Origin of the sequence: Rhizobium herbae (assembly GCF_019511375.1) — a bacterium.
Taxonomy (GTDB): Bacteria; Pseudomonadota; Alphaproteobacteria; order Rhizobiales; family Rhizobiaceae; genus Pararhizobium; species Pararhizobium herbae_A.
Map to the genome: position 1 here is coordinate 233175 of NZ_JAEUAO010000001.1, position 16600 is coordinate 249774.

Sequence of the window (16600 nt, forward strand, 5' to 3'; positions counted from 1 at the left end):
GGGTTTTCCTGTATCTTGTGCTGATTTTGGCTGCAAACACTAAATATAGTATTAACAACTTCTTTACGCCAGCTTTTTGTGACGTGCTTGGCATCAGGGGCAATCACAAAAAATAACCGCCGCGGCCGGCGATCTTTCACCGGACTGCCTCTACCAAAACGATTTTTTCTGAAATGAACCGGCCTCGTAACGTGTCCGGTCCCGCTGACGCCGCAACGTGAATCCATTAACGGCATCGGACCCGATTCCGTCAAGGGCTGGTTTGCGGCGTATTTATGAACACCAGATGTTGTGTGCACCCCCTGTGGAAAACGGGGACAGAAAGCAAATCCAGCAAAATCAGGTGCTTCTTGGGCTTGGCTGCCACGGCTCCTCTAAAGGCAAGCGGATTTCCGAAAAATTTGCGGGTAAGAATTGACCATAGCGATCATACGCCATAGCCAAACGGGCCGTCTTGTGGCGCTGGGGAAAAACTGATTCGGACACGCGGCGGGGTTTGAAGGTCCGCTCGCTAGCCTTGCTTCGACAAGGTTCTTGGCCCGTCACAGGGCATCCAGATTGATGCCGACGGTGAGCGTGCCGATCGGCTTGTGTGTCTGCGGATCGGCCACCGTAAAGCTTGCCTGCGACTGCAGCGTCTGGGTCGATTCATCCTTTTCCGCCCGATCCACGAAAAGCGTGCCGGTGCCGGCAAGGTAGGTCTTTTGCCATTTCGGCTCGTCGCCTTGCCAATAATCGGAACCAGGCTCGCTCACGCCGATGCTGAGGCCCTTGGCGTCGATGACGAAGATTTCGGTGATGGCACCGCCCGAGGCTGCCTGCTTGGCCTTGAGAAATTTCGACAGCGCCGTGGCCGCCACCGAATCGATCAAGGGGCGCCTTTCGCTCGACCGTTGGCTGCGCCACTCGGCATCCATGCGATTAATATCGGCTTGTGACAGATGCGCATGACGTTCGTTATGATCCTTCAGCGCTTCGATGACGACGGGGTCCTCGATCCACGCCCGCACATTGGCCTCGACATACGCAGTGACCGGTGCGACGTGAACGTCGCCGGCCACGCACGCCGTGATCGGCAACGACGAGAATTCTGTAACGGCCGCGACCAAAACGAGCGTCATCCGCATGATGGTTCGTCCTCTCTTAAAGAACCCGCATCGCGCACACCTGCCGGCCTGCTTCGGATTCTCACCACCGCAGCGGATCGCGGCGCCGGATGGTTCAATCTATGCGCTCAAACTACTCAAAAAACTGCTAACATTCGATATTGCTCATAAATACGCGACCCGCGCTTCCGCTCGCGCGGAAGTGCCGCCGCACCAAATGTGCATTTTGTCTCAGCCGCGGGAGCCTTTCGCAATCGGCTCCTGATAGGTGAAACCCATATCCCAGGGGAAATAGATCCAGGTGTCCTGGCTGACCTCGGTGACGAAAGTGTCAACCTGCGGCCGGCCCTTCGGCTTGGCGTAGACGGCGGCGAAATGCGCCTTCGGCAGCATTGCCCGCACCACGGCGGCTGTCTTGCCAGTATCGGTCAGGTCATCGATGATCAGTACGCCTTGCCCGCCATCGGCCTTCAACTCCTCCGAAATGCCCTTGAGCACATACATCTCGCCCTGTGCGTCATACTCGTGATAGGAAGCAACGCACACCGTCTCTATCAGGCGGATGTTCAGTTCGCGGCAGACGATTGCCGCCGGAACCAGCCCGCCGCGGGTGATGCAGACGATCGCCTTCCATTCGCCGCCATTGCCGGCAAGGCGCCAAGCGAGCGCCCGCGCATCGCGGTGAAACTGGTCCCATGAAACGGGAAATGCTTTATCGGGAAGTGACATTGCGAAGCTCCGGTTGATGGCGGCATTTTGCGTTCGGGAAATGGTGCGGACGACGGGGGTCGAACCCGTACGGATTGCTCCGAGGGATTTTAAGTCCCTTGCGTCTACCAGTTTCGCCACGTCCGCGTGATTTTCCTTTCAGACACTTGGCTGATTTCGTCAAGCGAATGTTTTTCTGCTTCCCTGACGGACTGCACGGCGGGCGGGACATGTCGACTGCGGGGGCAGAGCCAGGTACGGCCGATCAGATCCGCGTGATGCGTCGCAAATGAAGGCATGTTCGACCAATTGGCTATGCCGGAATCGGAAAACCCCTCAAACGACAGGGTTATCCCTGTTCCGCGGGCGACCTATATTTAGCATGCCAGGAAACATGGAGGCGCGGTCGCGGTGTTGCAGGAAATCCCACTAACATGGAAGACAATCCGAAATCGCTCCTATGCCGGCATGCTCGGGCAGCATCAGCTGGCCTACATATTGCAGCATGACGGTCAGAGAGCCTGGAAATGGATGGTTTCCGGCTGCAACGGCACGACGCGTTATGACTTCCAGTCCGCCGACACTCTTGATGAGGCCAAAGCGGCCGTGCAGGCAAGCGTCGACCGGTGGTTCCGCCAGGCCGGACTGCTGGACGGGGACATGCCTTTCTGAGGCGTTCCAGAATCTTCCACGGCACATGGCGCGGCCCGAGCTTGCGATCGCCAAAACGACCCACAATGATCCGGCTTTACCGAGACTTCGGGGCTGATCCGCGGGCAGGTTCCGCCTGCCGGCAACCGGCGGCGCGGTTAACCCTACGCATGAAGGTTAACAAGTGGTTTCAGTTGCTGCGGCCGGCCTTTGCGGCTTTAATCCATATGCCGAGGGAGGGAAACTCGGCGTTTTCAGCACCTAAAAATACGCCCCTCTTCGGGACCGGAGAGGGGCTCCACTCTTCCGGCATGCTCGCGATGCTGAGCCGGTTGCCACCCGGTAAGCGGGGCTATTTGTCCTCGACGACCGCTTCGGGACGATCGCCGCCATCGGCGTGTTCGAAATGCCAGAGGCCGCTTGGATCCTGAAAGCTGATTTCCTCGTCGTCGCCGCCGACCTGCTGTTCGGCGGCGACGGCCCTTGCCGCCGCCAGAGCCATGTCGCGGGTTGGAAAGGTCTCGGAAAAGACGTCGGCAAGCTTGTAGGCCCATCCGCCATCATGCTCAACGATCTCATATACCACTCTGGCCATGTCTTACTCCCTGGAGCGCGCCGCATTCGATTGCCTTGGCGGCCTCGGCAGGCCCGGAAGGAACGGCCCGTGCAGGCGCTGTTCCAATAGCCGAAATGCGGGTCGCAGGTTTTTTCCATTTTGCGTCCGGGCAGCCCAAGGTAGCACGAAAGTCGCGTCGTTTGGTAGTTTCCGCCTGACCAAGCTTGAGAACCGGCAACGGCTTGATACCGTCAGGAAAATTGGAGTTCCTGCATGGATAGTCTTGACGTCTCCCCCGTGGCTGCCCTGCCGTCGGAAAGCTCGGTCACCGCGGCTCTTTCGGCAATTCCGCTTGATTGCCGCTGGAGATCGGATTTATCAGTTTGCAGGTTGCCGTCAGAGCCCGAAGGGTGACCGTCGCGACTTTCAATTGAACGATCCGAACAGGACTTGCCGATGACCAGCGAAAAAATCGTCACTGCCGCCATGCTCGCCATTGGCGACGAATTGCTGTCGGGCAGGACAAAGGACAAGAATATCGGCCATCTCGCCGATATGCTGACCATGGCCGGCATCGATCTCAAGGAGGTGCGTATCGTCTCCGACGACGAGCCGGCGATCGTCGCGGCCCTGAACGCCCTGCGGGGGCAATACGACCATGTCTTTACCTCCGGCGGCATCGGTCCCACTCACGACGACATCACCGCAGATGCGGTTTCGCGGGCGTTCGGTGTCGAATGCGTTCATGATCCGGAGGCAATGCGCCTGCTCGGCGCGATGTATGAGCGGCGCGGCATGGAGTTTACCGAGGCTCGGCGACGCATGGCGCGCATGCCGAACGGCGCCCGGCATATCCCCAATGCGGTTTCGACTGCGCCGGGCTTCATCATCGGCAATGTCTATGTCATGGCCGGCGTGCCTCAGGTCTTCGAGGCCATGCTGGACGCGCTTTTGCCGCAGCTCGAGGCCGGCACGAAGGTCAAGTCGCGCTCGGTGCTTTCACCCTTCGGCGAGGGGGATATCGGCGGGCCGCTCGGAGAGGTGCAGAAGGCTCATCCGATGACCAGCATCGGCTCCTATCCGAAATTCGACGGAAAGTCGTTTTCGACCGACCTCGTCATCCGCGCGCGCGACGAGGCGCTGCTCGATGCGGCAGAGGCGGACGTGCGGGCGATGATCGAAAAGATCGCGGCTGCGAAGAAAGGCGCATAAGCCACCGATTTTTCATGGTGTTTGTGGCGCCGAGATGGTGAATTTCTGGTCGACGCTGGCGGTCTTGCCGCTGTTCAGATCGTTGAAATGGAAGCGAAGGATATAATCGCCTGCCGCGGCGCCGCTGACGTCGGTGGTCAATGTCGCATAGATTTCCTGGTTGCGGAAAAAGCCGGTGAAGGTGAAATCGCCAAAGGCCTTCTGGCTGGCGAGAACTTCGCCGGAGGCGCTCAGGATGTCCAGATCCACGGTGAAATGCGACTGGAGCTTGCCGGTCTCGCTCGCCGGTTTCCAGCTCAGACCGACGGGCTCGACATAGGAAACGAGCGCTTCACCGGGCTTGAACTGCGCGTCGGGCTTCGGATCGTACATGGCGTATCCCGCCGGGTCAGCCGCGACGAACACCGCCTTGCCGATGGAAAAGGGAAGCGTGGCGGAAAAATCGCTGATTGCGGTGCGCATGACGTCGTGAGCGCCGACGGCATCGCCGGATGCCGCCAAGGCCTCGGCTTTGATGGCCGCGTCCGCAAGCTGACCGGCAGTGGCCGGCCCGGCCAACAGCGCCAGCATCAGACCCGCGCGGATCGCAATCGTCGGAGCCTTCTTTCGTTCGTCGGTGCGCATTGTCTCCCCCACGATCTGCGTCCGTCACGGATTTTCGGGATTTGCAGGCGGGTGTCAAGGTGAGGGGCATCCGACTTTTTAAACATGATCCTTAAGGTATACTTAGTGCGAATAGCTGTGGTTTCGCGCCATGTGTTGTGGCATAGGCATGGCGACACGAACCCGAGCGAAAGACCGCATTTCATGAAGCAGGACGTTGATCACGCCGTCGAGGCACTGCGCACTCTGTTCCCGGCTACCCCGCTGCAGCTCAACGAGCACCTGAGCGCCCGCTACGGTGCGGCGATCTACCTGAAACGCGAGGATCTTTCGCCGGTTCGCTCCTACAAGATCCGCGGCGCGTTCAACTTCTTCCGCAAGGTGATCGAGGCGGGCGGTACGGGCAAGACCTTCGTCTGTGCCTCGGCCGGCAACCACGCCCAGGGCTTCGCCTTCGTCTGCCGGCATTTCGGCGTGCCGGGCGTCGTGTTCATGCCGGTGACGACGCCGCAGCAGAAGATCGACAAGACGATGATCTTCGGCGGCGAGTTCATCAGCATCCGGCTCGTCGGCGATTTCTTCGACCAGTTCTACCAGGCGGCGCGCGATCATGTGGAGAAGATCGACGGCGTCATGGTGCCGCCCTTCGATCATGCCGACATCATCGAAGGGCAGGCGACGGTCGCGGCCGAAATCCTGGAGCAATTGCCCGAGGGCACAATGGCCGATCTGGTAATCATGCCGGTCGGCGGTGGCGGCCTTTCGGCCGGGATGACGGGTTACCTCAAGGGCGTCATTGCCCCCGAATCCTTTGTCTTCTGCGAGCCGGAGGGCGCCCCAAGCCTGCGCCGCAGCCTGGAGACGGGCTCAGTGGTGACGCTCGACCAGGTCGACAATTTCGTCGACGGCGCGGCGGTCGGGCGGATCGGCGATCTCAATTTCGCGGCATTGAAGGGTTTTTCCGTCGACCAGGTGCTGCTCTTGGCGGAAAACGCCATCTGCGTGACGATGACCGACATGCTGAATGTCGAGGGCGTCGTGCTGGAACCGGCCGGTGCGCTGTCGATCACGGCCCTGGAGGCGCTGGGGCGCGACAGACTGCAGGGCAAGACCGTCGTTGCCGTGGTCTCCGGCGGAAACTTCGATTTCGAACGCCTGCCGGATGTCAAGGAACGGGCGATGCGGCACACTGGCCTGAAGAAATACTTCATCATCCGCATGGCGCAGCGTCCCGGCGCGCTCAAGGATTTTCTTGGCCTGCTCGGTGAAGAGGACGACATCGCCCGCTTCGAATATCTGAAGAAATCGGCACGCAACTTCGGCTCGATCCTGATCGGCATTGAAACCAAGCATCCGGAGAACTTTCCCCGGCTGAAGGCCGCTTTCGACGCCGCCGGGCTGCGCTATCAGGATATCACCGACAACGAGATCCTGGCCAATCTGGTGATTTAACCGGACCGTATTTTTCCTGTGATGTTTTATGGTTGGGCGATTTTGTTAAACCATTTTATGATATCGGCGGCGATCGCTGCGGTCGTTTTCGGCGACAGGGCGTCACCGGCGATGACGTGACCAAACGGGTCGCCGATGTCGCCGGGATCGAGCAGCGTTGCCGAGCCGCCCCAGCGCCTGGCGGTGCCTGCCGTTTCAACGGGATCGACGACCTGATCTTTAGGCGAATGGATGAAGAGAACCGGCGTCGCGATCCTTTCGAACGGTAGACCGCGCACCTGGCGGACAAGTGCCGCCATCGGCAAGAGGGCGGCGACCGGGTAGTCGTTCGTCCAATGGGCGGCATGGAGCGCATTCGACGGGACGAAGCTGCGGCGCTGCCCAAGGAGAAGGCGTGCACTCGCTGCGGCAAACGGCGCCGTCAGCAGGCCGGCGCCGCGCGCCTTGATTCTGAAATTCGGCGCGAGAAAAACGGCGCCGGCAACAGAGGCGGACAATCCGGGCTGGGAGAGCGCCCAGGTGGCGAGCGAGGCGCCGGTGGAGGTCGCTATGATCAGCGTTCTCTCGCCGATTTGCTTGGCAATATCGAGTGCTTCCGCCATGTCCTTTTTCCACGCCTCGACGGAGGCCTCGGCCATTGCGTCGGCGCTGCGCCCGTGTCCGGCCAGACGGGTGTAGAACAGATTGGCACCAAGGGCCTTGGCGACGAGATCGGGCAGGGGGCGGACCTCGCCCTTCGAGGCGGAAAACCCATGGATATAGGCAACAGCGAGGGCTGTGCGGCTCTTGCCGGCAGGGTCGAACCAGACGACTTCCTTGGCGAGGCCGGGCCGGATGTCGGGAAACGCCGATTCTGCGGCGGCTAGCCGCGCATCGATATCGTCGATCGGGGCAGCGGCAAAAGGTTTCGTCATCATGCGGGCAAAGCCGTTGCCATCCCACGTACTCCCTCCGGCAACGGGACCGCCGCCTGCGTTGAACTTAGCCTTTGACAGGTTTGTTTGCCATGGTAAGTCTTTCGCATGGCTTCGTTCTTGTCAAAATTGTTCGGTGGCGGCTCCAAAGCGGAGACCCCTGCATCCTCCGCGAAGACGGAAACCTATGGCGATTGCCTGATTCGGGCGACACCACAGAAGGAAGGCGCGCAATTCAGGCTCGCCGGCTCCATCGAGAAGGACGTCGATGGGGTCGTCCGCGTACGGACCTTCATCCGGGCCGATCTGTTCAGCTCGGAACAGGATGTGATCGATGCGACCCTGCGCAAGGCGCATCAGATCATCGACCAGCACGGCCCTTCGCTGTTCGCCGACGACGTCGCTTCACGGCAGGTCTAAGGGTCCGGGCTCCCCGCAGGCGATCTGCCACATCTGTTCCGGGTCAAATCTGAGTATGGTTGCGCCACCACGCCCTAAGGCGGTTTGGTAAACGTTTCTTTAAATTTGCGATTTATACAGTTTGTGGGATCAAATCCGGGCGCCTGCTGTCGATGACCAATGTCTTTCTTTTTCTCTGCGAAGGTCTTGTCTACGTCGGGGTCATGATCACGCTGCTGCACCTGCGCCATCTGCTCGGTATCGGCGTCTTCATTGCGGCCCTTGGCGTTCTGCATTTCATCGAGACCTATCTCGCCGCCGTCTTCTACGTGCAATTGCCCTTCGGCGTGATTTCACCGGGCTCGGCGGTACTGTTCTCCGGCAAGCTGATGATGATCCTGCTGCTTTACCTGAAGGAGGATGCGGCGACGGTGCGCCAGCCGATCTATGGCCTGCTGGCGGGCAACTTCCTAACGGTCGCACTCGGCCTGATCCTCCAAATGCACCAGACGGTATCGGTTGTGCCAAACCGGACGGCCGATCTCGCCTTCATCGACGAGATGGGCTGGCTGATGCTGTGGGGAACGCTGCTGCTTTACCTCGACTCGCTGCTGATCATTCTGCTCTACGAACGCCTCGGACGCTGGGTGCGCGGTTTCCTCACGCTGCGCTTCCTCCTCTGCGGGATGGCCGTGCTGACCTTCGACCAGGCCGGATTCTACATCGCGCTGCACGCGCTGAACGGCGCGCCGGCCGAGGTGTTCTGGGGCGGCTGGTTTGCGAAGATGGGAGCCGCCGTCTTCTACGCCGCGATGCTTGGCGCCTATATGCGATTTTCCAGCCATTCGATGCAGTCCGTGTCGCGCCAGCCGATCGGCGACATCTTCAACACGCTGACCTTCCGCGAACGCTACGAAGACCTCCTGTCGAAATCCGGCCGCGACATGCTGACCGGCGTGCTCGATCGCAGCCGGTTCGAGTTCGAAGCGCCGAGATTGATCCGAAATGCGACGGCATCGGGCGGTGTCGTCAGCCTCATCATGATCGATGCCGATCATTTCAAGAGCGTCAACGACCGGTTCGGCCATCTCGAAGGCGACAAGGTGCTGAAGGCGATTGCGGCCGCGATCCAATCGGGTCTGCGCCAGAGCGATTATTTCTTTCGCTACGGCGGCGAGGAATTCGTGGTGCTGTGCGACGTCCTCGATCATACGAGCGCGCTGGCGCGCGCCGAGGACCTGCGCAAGCGCGTCATGACGGATGTGAGGACATCGGATCATTCCACTGTCACCGTCAGCATCGGCCTTGCTTCGACACCCGTTGACGGTTCAACGACGCGAGATCTGCTGTCAAAGGCTGATAGTCGCCTTTACGAGGCGAAGCGCAAGGGACGCAACTGCGTGGTTGGCAACGCCTGACCGCGCCTCAAGACGAGCCGATCATACACCCACATTCGGCCGGTCGATGATCTCGCGCAGCGAGAAGCTGGAATTGATCTTGACGACATGTGGCAGGGCGGAGAGCCAGTCCCGGTGGATGCGCTCGTAGTCTTCCAGATCCTTGGCGGCGACGCGCAGGATATAGTCGTATTCCCCCGACATCAGATAGCAGACCAGCACGTTCGGGCAGAGTTTCACCGCCGCCTCGAACTCGGCCAGCGTCTTGGCGAACTGACCCGACAGCGAGATGTGGACGATGACCATGATGCGGTAGTCAAGCGCCTTATGCGACAGGCGCGCGTGATAGCCGCTGATGACACCGGTCTTTTCGAGGATGTCGACACGGCGCGAGCAGGCGGAGGCGGAAAGCCCCACCTTCTCTGCAAGTTCCGCATTGGCGATGCGGCCGTTCTGCTGGAGAATCCGCAGGATCGCAGCATCGATTGCATCTATCGCCATTCGTCGAATTTCCTTCGAAATTTATCGTATCTGCGCAAGGATATTCGAAATATTATGCTCAAAGTCGGCATCTTTGCAAGGACATGCGACCTGCTTTCTGTTTCTCTACGCAGGTAGAAACTGCAACGGCCCATGCCGAAAATGAGAGGAACGCGAAATGCGTGTCGGTTGCCCGAAGGAAATCAAAAACCATGAATATCGTGTCGGCCTGACACCCGGATCGGTGAGGGAATATGTGGCGCATGGCCACGAGGTGATCGTCGAAACCAAGGCTGGCGCAGGGATTGGCGCGGAAGACGATGCCTACCGCGCAGCCGGCGCAAAGATCGCGGCCACGGCCAAGGACGTCTTTGAAAAATCCGACATGATCGTCAAGGTCAAGGAGCCGCAGCCCTCGGAATGGGCGCAGCTTCGCGACGGTCAGATTCTCTATACCTACCTGCATCTGGCTCCCGATCCGGAACAGACAAAGGGCTTGCTCAATTCCGGCGTCACGGCCGTCGCCTATGAGACGGTGACCGACGAGCGCGGCGGACTGCCGCTTTTGGCGCCAATGTCGGAGGTCGCCGGGCGCCTGGCGATCCAGGCCGGTGCGACGTCGCTGCAGAAGGCGAATGGCGGTCGCGGCATCCTGCTCGGCGGGGTTCCGGGCGTGTTACCGGCCAAGGTCACGGTGATCGGCGGCGGTGTCGTCGGTCTCCATGCGGCTCGCATGGCCGCCGGTCTCGGCGCCGACGTCAGCATTCTCGATCGCTCCATTCCGCGTCTGCGGCAGCTCGATGATCTCTTCGCCGGCCGCGTGCATACGCGCTTTTCGACCATCGATGCTCTGGAAGAGGAAGTCTTCTCGGCCGACCTCGTGATCGGCGCGGTACTCATTCCGGGTGCGGCTGCGCCCAAGCTCGTCACGCGCGAAATGCTTTCCGGCATGAAGAAGGGTGCCGTCATCGTCGATGTCGCCATCGACCAGGGCGGCTGCTTCGAGACCTCGCATGCGACGACGCATTCGGATCCGACCTACGAAGTCGATGGCATCGTGCATTACTGCGTCGCCAACATGCCGGGCGCCGTTCCGATCACTTCGGCCCAGGCATTGAACAATGCGACCCTGTTTTATGGCTTGCAGCTTGCCGACCGCGGCCTGAAGGCGATTGCCGAGGACCGGCATCTGCGCGCGGGCCTCAACGTCCACAAGGGCCGCGTGACGAACAAGGCGGTCGCCGAGGCGCTCGGCTACGAAAACCACGCGCCGGAAGCCGTGCTGAAAATCGCCTGACCCCAGTCATAGGCGACACTGACTATAGCGGGGCCGACGATTTCGGCCCCGTTTTCATGCGCGTTCGATGCGGCACTGATAGCAATTGTTGCGGGCCGAGCGGACATGCACATAGGCGATTTCCGGGCGCTCGAGCAGTTCGGCAGCGCGGGCGTCGAGTTCATCGACCGGCGTCACTGCGCCGCTCCCATAGACGATACAATCGTCTGCACCATAGCCGCGCAGCAGATAATCCTTGCTCGTCGTCAGGATCGGCGGAACGGCCTTGCCATCCGCATAGGCTTCGCATTCCTGCGCATGCAGGAAGATCGGGCCGGTCTCGGCATAGGGCTGCAGTGTCGGGAAGGGCCGGTACGCAAGGATCAGGTAGGGGTCGCCGGCGGCGATGTTGGCAAGGCAGTGGCGGCAGGGCATGCCATCGCCATCCGAGACACGCAGTTCGGGCGTCAGGCCATAGGCATCCGGTTCGCGGCGGCGGTAGCGTGCCGCGAGACCGCTCGGCATAGGTTTGTAACGCAGGGCCATGTGATTTCCTCCAGTTCCGTGCAGGAGGAATGCCATGCGTGGGCCGCTCGCGACACCCGATTCTTGCCGAATCGGCTGCTTACAGACTCCGGGCGAGCGCCAGCAATTCTTCGTCGCTCAGCGGCTGCACCGTCGCATCGTGGGTCGAAACCGGAGAGAAGCCGAAGCGCTGGTAGAGTTGCAGCGCGCGAGGATGGTCGAGCGTGTTGGTCGACACACGGACGACTTTCGGATTGGAGCTCCAGGCCGCATAAAGCGTCTGCAGCAGGAACCACTTTCCGAGCCCGAGGCCAAGGGCGCGCTCGAACATCCCGAAATGCGATAGCTCGACATTGTCCTCGTCGACCTGCAGCAGCTCGAAAAATCCAGCCGGCGCGCCGTTGACGTAGAGAACGGTTACCGAGTTGCGCTTGTCGTGCAGAACAGCAGCCAACTCCGCATCGCTCAGCCGCAACCGGTCGACCCAGCTCCAGCGCCGGCCGACCTGCAGATAGAGAAAGCGGTAGAACGGCAAGGGGATTTCCGGCACGCGCATGATCGCAGTCTGGATGTTCACCGGTACGGGCAGGCTCTGCTTCGGCGCAGCCGTCATTTCCAATTCGGTGACGCGCACCGCGAGCGGCTCTCTAGCTTGTTCCTCGATCATTTCGATCACTCTTTTCCCGTCACCACCGGCGTATCCGTCCGGCTGCCCCATTCCGACCAGGACCCATCATAGAGCTTATTGTCCGTATGGCCCAACGATTGCAGCGCAAGCGTGATGATCGCAGCGGTGATACCGGAGCCGCAAGTGGTAACGACAGGTTTTTCAAGATCGATGCCGGCAGATTCGATGGTTTCCCTGAGCGCATCCAGGGACTTGAGCTTGCCGCCGGTAGAAAAGACGCCGGAGGGGAGGCTTTTCGCGCCCGGCATGTGGCCGGAACGCATGCCGGGCCTTGGCTCGGCTTCGTCGCCGGTAAAGCGGGCGGCACCGCGCGCATCGGCTATCTGGCTTTTTCCGGTGGCGACGATGTCGATCATTTCGGCGAATGAGGTGATCGCTGAGGCGTTGAACTGGGGTTGGAATTTGACAGCAACCGGCGTCGGGACATCCGCGATCATCGGTCGGCCTTCCGCCTTCCAGCCGTCCATGCCGCCATCCAGCACGAAGACCGACCTTGCCCCCATGGTGCGTAGCAGCCACCAGACGCGCGGCGCGGTGAAGATGCCCGGGCCGTCATAGACGACGATCGTGTCTGTCTCGCTGACGCCGAGCTTGCCGACGGCATCGGCGAAGGCAGCGGGCGAGGGGATGGTGTGCGGCAGGCCGCTCGTCAGGTCGGCGATGACATCCTGATCGTAGAACACTGCCCCCGGGATATGCGCGGCGGCATACTCCGCTTTCGGATCGCGCTTCTGTGCTGGCAGATACCAGGAGGCATCGATGATCTTGACAGTCGGATCGTTCAGCCGCTGTTCCAGCCAATCGGCAGAAACGACGAAGGCGCTTTTCTGTTCGCTCATTGCTCTATTCTCCGGTCAAACGATTGGCCCGGTTTCGGGCGTGCCGAACCGGATGCGGAAACGGCGGTTTTCCTTGCCCTTCTTTTCAATTTTGGCGATGAAGACGGAGCCGACTTCCTGGGTTTCGGATACGTGCGTGCCACCACAGGGCTGGCTGTCCACCGCGGAATTCTCACCGATGCAGACGAGGCTGACGCGGCCGAGGCCCACAGGCGGGCGAACGTTCTTCGATTTGACGATGTCGGGATTGGCGGCAAGGTCGGCGTCGGTGATCCACTGCAGATAGACCGGGTGGTTTTCGTTGACGAGCTTCATCAGTGCCAACGTCACCTCATCCTTGTCGATGGTTTCGCTCATGTCGAAATCGACGCGGCTTTCCTCCTCGCCGACGGCAGCGCCGGTAATCGGGAACGGGCAGACGACAGAAAGGAGATGGCAGGCCGTATGCATGCGCATCAGCCTGTAGCGGCGCGGCCAGTCGATATGCAGAACGAGCTTTTCGCCGACCAGCGGAACCGGCTGATCGGCAGCGGGAACGTGGATGATGATGTCCTTGGTGTCGCCATTGCGCGTCGTGGCGATTTCGATGCGTCCGCCGTCGGCGCGCTCGAAGAAACCGCTGTCGCCGGGCTGGCCGCCCGACGTCGCGTAAAAGCAGGTCTGGTCGAGCTCGATGCCGCCGTCTTCCCTTATTCCCGTAACGATTGCCTCTGTCGTCGAAAGGTAGAAATCATCGCGAAAAAGGGCAGTCGTCATCATGAGATGCTTATCCGGCGGGTTCGTATGGCACCGTTATACCGGAATTCCTGGTCAGCCAGGCCGGAACGGGAAGGCCCTTGGACTTCAGAAACGTCGGGTTGAACAGTTTCGACTGATAGCGGTTACCATAGTCGCAGAGGATCGTCACGATGGTATGACCCGGACCCAGGTCTTTTGCCAGGCGGATGGCGCCGGCAATGTTGATGCCGGTAGAGCCGCCAACGCAGATGCCTTCGTTTTCAATCAGATCGAACACGAGCGGAATGGCTTCGCTGTCCGGGATCTGATAGGCGAAATCCGGCGTGAACCCTTCGAGGTTGGCGGTGATGCGACCCTGGCCGATGCCCTCGGTGATCGAACCGCCCGAGGCTTTCAGCTCACCATGGGCGTAGTAGTTATAGAGTGCGGCACCCTCCGGATCGGCAATGCCGATCTTGATGTCCGGGTTCTTCGACTTGAGCCCGAGCGCCACGCCCGCGAGCGTGCCGCCGGAACCGACCGCGCAGATGAAGCCGTCGACCTTGCCGTCGGTGTCGCGCCAGATTTCCGGCGCAGTCGTTTCGACATGCGCGTCGCGATTGGCGACATTGTCGAATTGGTTGGCCCAGATCGCGCCGTTCGGCTCGGTCTTTGCCAGTTCGGCGGCGAGGCGGCCGGAAAGCTTCACATAGTTGTTGGGGTTCTTGTAGGGAACGGCGGGGACCTCGACGAGCTCGGCGCCGAGCAGCCTCAGCGCGTCCTTCTTCTCCTCGCTCTGGGTTTCCGGAATGACGATCACGGTGCGATAACCGAGTGCCTGTGCCACCAGCGCAAGACCGATGCCGGTGTTGCCGGCCGTCCCTTCGACGATGACGCCGCCCGGCTTGAGCTGGCCGGACTTTTCCGCCTGGCGGATGATCGACAGCGCCGCCCGATCCTTCACCGACTGGCCGGGATTGAGAAATTCAGCCTTGCCGAGGATGGTGCAGCCGGTTGCCTCGGACGCGCCCTTGAGGCGGATCAGCGGCGTGTTGCCGATGGCGTCGAGAACGGAGGGCAGAACGGACATGAGCGAACCTCTTGACTGCGGGCTATCGCATCAGGCCGCGGCCTGAGCTGGTGATGATGATCTTAGCAGGACATGTGCAAACCGCATCAGCCGTTTTCAGCTTCGCGGGTGCAACATGCCGGAATCCTAGCGTCTTTTGGGCTGGAGTTCCGGGTGAAGCAAGAAAAAGTGTTTCATCTGGATGTCGTCGCGGGCAAAAATTGCCCGCTGCAGAGCTTTTGAGGCTTCGTCGTGGCGCAGCAGTCTTCGAGGCTGCTCATCCGCGGCATGGATCTGACCACCAGAATCGCCTGCCTGCCGTCGAATGGCCCGAATGCGGGAACAAACTGGATTTCGAAACGTATTGTTTTGTGATCTCCGCGCTACCGATTGGCGTGGACCGCGAAAGGAACGTCCATGACCGATTTTGTTGCACATCCCGAGCAGGGTTTGGCTTGGGTCACGGGGGCGAGTTCGGGTATTGGCCGCGCATTGGCATTGCGCCTTGCAAGAGACGGGTTCGACGTGGCCGTGACGGCCCGGGACCACGAAAAGCTGGTGCAGCTTCAGAGAGAAGCGCCAGGTCCCGGAAAGATCATCGTGCTCGACGGCGATGTCACCGATCCTCGCGATATGGAGCGCGCGCTCGCGTCCATCGAATACGAACATGGCGCCATGGCGCTGACGGTGCTCAATGCCGGCGTTTCTATCCCCATCCACGGGGAAGACATGCATCGCGAGGATTTCGAGAAGACCTTTGCGGTCAACCTGCACGGCACCGTCAATTGCCTCTTGCCTGCCGTGCGCCACATGCAGGCGAGGGGGCACGGGCAGATTGCCATCGTCTGCGCGGCTGCTGGTTATGGTGGCCTGCCCACCGGTGCCGCCTACGGCGCGACGAAGGCCGCCTTGATCAACATGGCCGAGAGCCTGAAATTCGACCTCGACAAGGCCGGCATCCGCCTCCAGATCATCAATCCGGGTTTTGTTGCGACCGCCGAGACGGCAAAGAATACATTTTCGATGCCGGCCTTGATCAGCGCCGAACAAGCGGCTGATCGCATCGTCTCGGGGCTGAAATCAGGCAGTTTCGAAATTACCTTTCCGAGGCGCTTCACCTATATGATGAAGATTCTCAGGTTCCTGCCTTATGGAGCTTATTTCTGGCTCCTCAACAGGCTGACGGGATGGAAAGACCGGCCCCTCGTGACGCCGCGTCCCGCTGCAACGGCGATGGCACGCGACCCTCAGGCCGTGTGAAGGACGACAACCGCGCCGAAGACGAGGACAAGGCCTGCCCAGCCGATCGGCTTCAACTTCTGACCGAACAGGACGCGGCCGCAGATCGCCGTCCCGAAAATCCCGGTTGCGCCGAGAATGGCATAGGCGATCGCCAGTTCCATGCCCTTGACAGCTTCCACCAGCAGCGCAAAGGCTGCAAGCACGAGCAGGATTGACAGAACGCCCCAGCCGCGGCGCGCAAACCCGTTGGACTTGGTGGACGCCAGATTGGCTGCGACATCCAGGACACCCGCCAGCACCGCGAAAAGGAAATAGACGTTAGACGCGGTCATCGGCCACTTTCATGTCCTCTTCGTCGTGGACTTCGCCGGCATTGACGAGAACGATGCCACCAACCGCCATCAGCAGGCCGATCATCTCCTGGTTGCTCAGCACGTGATTGAAGACGAAAACGGAAACCAGGGTGATCAGTCCAATGCCGGAACCTTCCCATATCGCGTAGGCGACGCCGACCGAAATCGTCTTCACCGCCTTGGCGAGAAACACATAGGAGAGGGCGATGGAGGCATACATCACGGCGTAGCCCCAGGTGCCGCCGCTGGACGAAGCCGCTTTCATCACGGTTAGGCCGATAACTTCGGTGGCAATGGCGAGCGCCAGAAAAACCCATGCAAGACGCACGTCATCCCCTTTGGAACGGTATTGAAAAGATGCTGCCTGCATAAGCGTCCGGGCATCGGCGGTAAAGCCATGGCGACGGCTTTGT

Annotated in this window: 20 protein-coding genes and 1 tRNA gene; 7 read left to right on the forward strand and 14 right to left on the reverse strand. The window is 60.6% G+C overall.

All coding sequences use genetic code 11. The annotated features are described in order from the left end of the window. Positions 1-542: 542 nt before the first annotated feature. The 3 genes from JNB71_RS01185 to JNB71_RS01195 form a co-directional block, all read right to left on the reverse strand. Entirely contained in the window at positions 543-1127 is a 585-nt protein-coding gene (locus JNB71_RS01185; protein WP_223215718.1) for a hypothetical protein, read from the reverse strand. A 210-nt stretch (positions 1128-1337) separates the two neighbouring features. Then, the gene (gene gpt / locus JNB71_RS01190) at positions 1338-1835 is read right to left on the reverse strand and encodes a xanthine phosphoribosyltransferase (protein ID WP_220370029.1); all 498 of its coding nucleotides are present in this window, start codon (positions 1833-1835) and stop codon (positions 1338-1340) included. A 41-nt stretch (positions 1836-1876) separates the two neighbouring features. After that, positions 1877-1961, reverse strand: a tRNA-Leu gene (locus tag JNB71_RS01195). 264 nt (positions 1962-2225) lie between these two features. On the opposite strand from JNB71_RS01195, the gene JNB71_RS01200 reads away from it, so the two are divergent. After that, positions 2226-2486 (forward strand): hypothetical protein, encoded by a 261-nt coding sequence (locus tag JNB71_RS01200; protein ID WP_346657229.1) that lies wholly within the window; start codon positions 2226-2228, stop codon positions 2484-2486. 331 nt (positions 2487-2817) lie between these two features. Here the strand turns inward: JNB71_RS01200 and JNB71_RS01205 are convergent, their stop codons facing one another. Then, positions 2818-3060: a DUF2188 domain-containing protein gene (locus JNB71_RS01205; protein WP_220370030.1), complete on the reverse strand. Its 243-nt coding sequence runs from the start codon at positions 3058-3060 to the stop codon at positions 2818-2820. A 417-nt stretch (positions 3061-3477) separates the two neighbouring features. On the opposite strand from JNB71_RS01205, the gene JNB71_RS01210 reads away from it, so the two are divergent. After that, on the forward strand, positions 3478-4233 hold the full coding sequence (locus JNB71_RS01210; RefSeq protein ID WP_220370031.1) for a competence/damage-inducible protein A: 756 nt from the start codon (positions 3478-3480) through the stop codon (positions 4231-4233). 12 nt (positions 4234-4245) lie between these two features. On the opposite strand, the gene JNB71_RS01215 is transcribed toward JNB71_RS01210, so the two are convergent. Further along, positions 4246-4803 (reverse strand): hypothetical protein, encoded by a 558-nt coding sequence (locus JNB71_RS01215; RefSeq protein WP_223215765.1) that lies wholly within the window; start codon positions 4801-4803, stop codon positions 4246-4248. A 237-nt stretch (positions 4804-5040) separates the two neighbouring features. Between JNB71_RS01215 and ilvA the strand changes: the two genes are divergently transcribed. Continuing rightward, positions 5041-6288 (forward strand): threonine ammonia-lyase, encoded by a 1248-nt coding sequence (gene ilvA / locus JNB71_RS01220; protein ID WP_220370033.1) that lies wholly within the window; start codon positions 5041-5043, stop codon positions 6286-6288. A gap of 26 nt (positions 6289-6314) precedes the next feature. Here the strand turns inward: ilvA and JNB71_RS01225 are convergent, their stop codons facing one another. After that, positions 6315-7205, reverse strand: a complete 891-nt coding sequence (locus JNB71_RS01225; RefSeq protein ID WP_220370034.1) for an alpha/beta hydrolase — start codon at positions 7203-7205, stop codon at positions 6315-6317. A gap of 105 nt (positions 7206-7310) precedes the next feature. On the opposite strand from JNB71_RS01225, the gene JNB71_RS01230 reads away from it, so the two are divergent. Together JNB71_RS01230 and JNB71_RS01235 are read left to right on the forward strand one after the other, a co-directional pair. Continuing rightward, on the forward strand, positions 7311-7622 hold the full coding sequence (locus tag JNB71_RS01230) for an HlyU family transcriptional regulator (RefSeq protein WP_220370035.1): 312 nt from the start codon (positions 7311-7313) through the stop codon (positions 7620-7622). A gap of 143 nt (positions 7623-7765) precedes the next feature. Continuing rightward, positions 7766-9019 (forward strand): GGDEF domain-containing protein, encoded by a 1254-nt coding sequence (locus JNB71_RS01235; RefSeq protein WP_220371112.1) that lies wholly within the window; start codon positions 7766-7768, stop codon positions 9017-9019. A 21-nt stretch (positions 9020-9040) separates the two neighbouring features. Here the strand turns inward: JNB71_RS01235 and JNB71_RS01240 are convergent, their stop codons facing one another. Continuing rightward, positions 9041-9499, reverse strand: a complete 459-nt coding sequence (locus JNB71_RS01240) for an Lrp/AsnC family transcriptional regulator (RefSeq protein WP_220370036.1) — start codon at positions 9497-9499, stop codon at positions 9041-9043. Positions 9500-9656: 157 nt separating this feature from the next. Between JNB71_RS01240 and ald the strand changes: the two genes are divergently transcribed. Continuing rightward, positions 9657-10775 (forward strand): alanine dehydrogenase, encoded by a 1119-nt coding sequence (gene ald / locus JNB71_RS01245; RefSeq protein ID WP_220370037.1) that lies wholly within the window; start codon positions 9657-9659, stop codon positions 10773-10775. Positions 10776-10829: 54 nt separating this feature from the next. Here the strand turns inward: ald and JNB71_RS01250 are convergent, their stop codons facing one another. From JNB71_RS01250 to JNB71_RS01270, 5 genes are all read right to left on the reverse strand, one after another. Further along, positions 10830-11300 (reverse strand): DUF1203 domain-containing protein, encoded by a 471-nt coding sequence (locus JNB71_RS01250; protein WP_220370038.1) that lies wholly within the window; start codon positions 11298-11300, stop codon positions 10830-10832. A 79-nt stretch (positions 11301-11379) separates the two neighbouring features. Then, positions 11380-11946 carry a GNAT family N-acetyltransferase gene (locus JNB71_RS01255; RefSeq protein ID WP_220370039.1) on the reverse strand — a complete coding sequence of 189 codons (567 nt, stop codon included), beginning with the start codon at positions 11944-11946 and terminating at the stop codon, positions 11380-11382. 5 nt (positions 11947-11951) lie between these two features. Next, positions 11952-12806: a 3-mercaptopyruvate sulfurtransferase gene (gene sseA / locus JNB71_RS01260; RefSeq protein ID WP_220370040.1), complete on the reverse strand. Its 855-nt coding sequence runs from the start codon at positions 12804-12806 to the stop codon at positions 11952-11954. A 15-nt stretch (positions 12807-12821) separates the two neighbouring features. Continuing rightward, a complete protein-coding gene (locus JNB71_RS01265; protein ID WP_431027857.1) occupies positions 12822-13565 on the reverse strand; it encodes an alanyl-tRNA editing protein in 744 nt (247 codons plus the stop codon). A gap of 7 nt (positions 13566-13572) precedes the next feature. Further along, positions 13573-14613 (reverse strand): cysteine synthase A, encoded by a 1041-nt coding sequence (locus JNB71_RS01270; protein ID WP_220370041.1) that lies wholly within the window; start codon positions 14611-14613, stop codon positions 13573-13575. Positions 14614-15009: 396 nt separating this feature from the next. Here JNB71_RS01270 and JNB71_RS01275 point away from each other — a divergent pair, with 396 nt between their 5' ends. Next, on the forward strand, positions 15010-15852 hold the full coding sequence (locus tag JNB71_RS01275) for an SDR family NAD(P)-dependent oxidoreductase (RefSeq protein WP_220370042.1): 843 nt from the start codon (positions 15010-15012) through the stop codon (positions 15850-15852). Here the strand turns inward: JNB71_RS01275 and JNB71_RS01280 are convergent. Both JNB71_RS01280 and JNB71_RS01285 read right to left on the reverse strand, forming a co-directional pair. Next, positions 15840-16166 carry an SMR family transporter gene (locus JNB71_RS01280; RefSeq protein WP_220370043.1) on the reverse strand — a complete coding sequence of 109 codons (327 nt, stop codon included), beginning with the start codon at positions 16164-16166 and terminating at the stop codon, positions 15840-15842. The two genes, JNB71_RS01275 and JNB71_RS01280, sit on opposite strands and share 13 nt — an antisense overlap. Then, positions 16153-16515 (reverse strand): SMR family transporter, encoded by a 363-nt coding sequence (locus JNB71_RS01285; RefSeq protein ID WP_220370044.1) that lies wholly within the window; start codon positions 16513-16515, stop codon positions 16153-16155. Before JNB71_RS01285 ends, JNB71_RS01280 begins: the two co-directional genes overlap by 14 nt. Positions 16516-16600: the final 85 nt, after the last annotated feature.

Bases quoted from the DNA above. Each gene is read 5' to 3' on its own strand.
- JNB71_RS01215 (WP_223215765.1), bottom strand. From the start codon at position 4,803: ATGCTGGCGCTGTTGGCCGGGCCGGCCACTGCCGGTCAGCTTGCGGAC.
- JNB71_RS01240 (WP_220370036.1), bottom strand. From the start codon at position 9,499: ATGGCGATAGATGCAATCGATGCTGCGATCCTGCGGATTCTCCAGCAG.
- sseA (WP_220370040.1), bottom strand. From the start codon at position 12,806: ATGAGCGAACAGAAAAGCGCCTTCGTCGTTTCTGCCGATTGGCTGGAA.
- JNB71_RS01270 (WP_220370041.1), bottom strand. From the start codon at position 14,613: ATGTCCGTTCTGCCCTCCGTTCTCGACGCCATCGGCAACACGCCGCTG.
- ilvA (WP_220370033.1), top strand. From the start codon at position 5,041: ATGAAGCAGGACGTTGATCACGCCGTCGAGGCACTGCGCACTCTGTTC.
- JNB71_RS01250 (WP_220370038.1), bottom strand. From the start codon at position 11,300: ATGGCCCTGCGTTACAAACCTATGCCGAGCGGTCTCGCGGCACGCTAC.
- JNB71_RS01205 (WP_220370030.1), bottom strand. From the start codon at position 3,060: ATGGCCAGAGTGGTATATGAGATCGTTGAGCATGATGGCGGATGGGCC.
- JNB71_RS01210 (WP_220370031.1), top strand. From the start codon at position 3,478: ATGACCAGCGAAAAAATCGTCACTGCCGCCATGCTCGCCATTGGCGAC.
- JNB71_RS01225 (WP_220370034.1), bottom strand. From the start codon at position 7,205: ATGATGACGAAACCTTTTGCCGCTGCCCCGATCGACGATATCGATGCG.
- JNB71_RS01265 (WP_431027857.1), bottom strand. From the start codon at position 13,565: ATGATGACGACTGCCCTTTTTCGCGATGATTTCTACCTTTCGACGACA.
- JNB71_RS01230 (WP_220370035.1), top strand. From the start codon at position 7,311: ATGGCTTCGTTCTTGTCAAAATTGTTCGGTGGCGGCTCCAAAGCGGAG.
- ald (WP_220370037.1), top strand. From the start codon at position 9,657: ATGCGTGTCGGTTGCCCGAAGGAAATCAAAAACCATGAATATCGTGTC.
- JNB71_RS01280 (WP_220370043.1), bottom strand. From the start codon at position 16,166: ATGACCGCGTCTAACGTCTATTTCCTTTTCGCGGTGCTGGCGGGTGTC.
- JNB71_RS01275 (WP_220370042.1), top strand. From the start codon at position 15,010: ATGACCGATTTTGTTGCACATCCCGAGCAGGGTTTGGCTTGGGTCACG.
- JNB71_RS01255 (WP_220370039.1), bottom strand. From the start codon at position 11,946: ATGATCGAGGAACAAGCTAGAGAGCCGCTCGCGGTGCGCGTCACCGAA.
- JNB71_RS01185 (WP_223215718.1), bottom strand. From the start codon at position 1,127: ATGCGGATGACGCTCGTTTTGGTCGCGGCCGTTACAGAATTCTCGTCG.
- gpt (WP_220370029.1), bottom strand. From the start codon at position 1,835: ATGTCACTTCCCGATAAAGCATTTCCCGTTTCATGGGACCAGTTTCAC.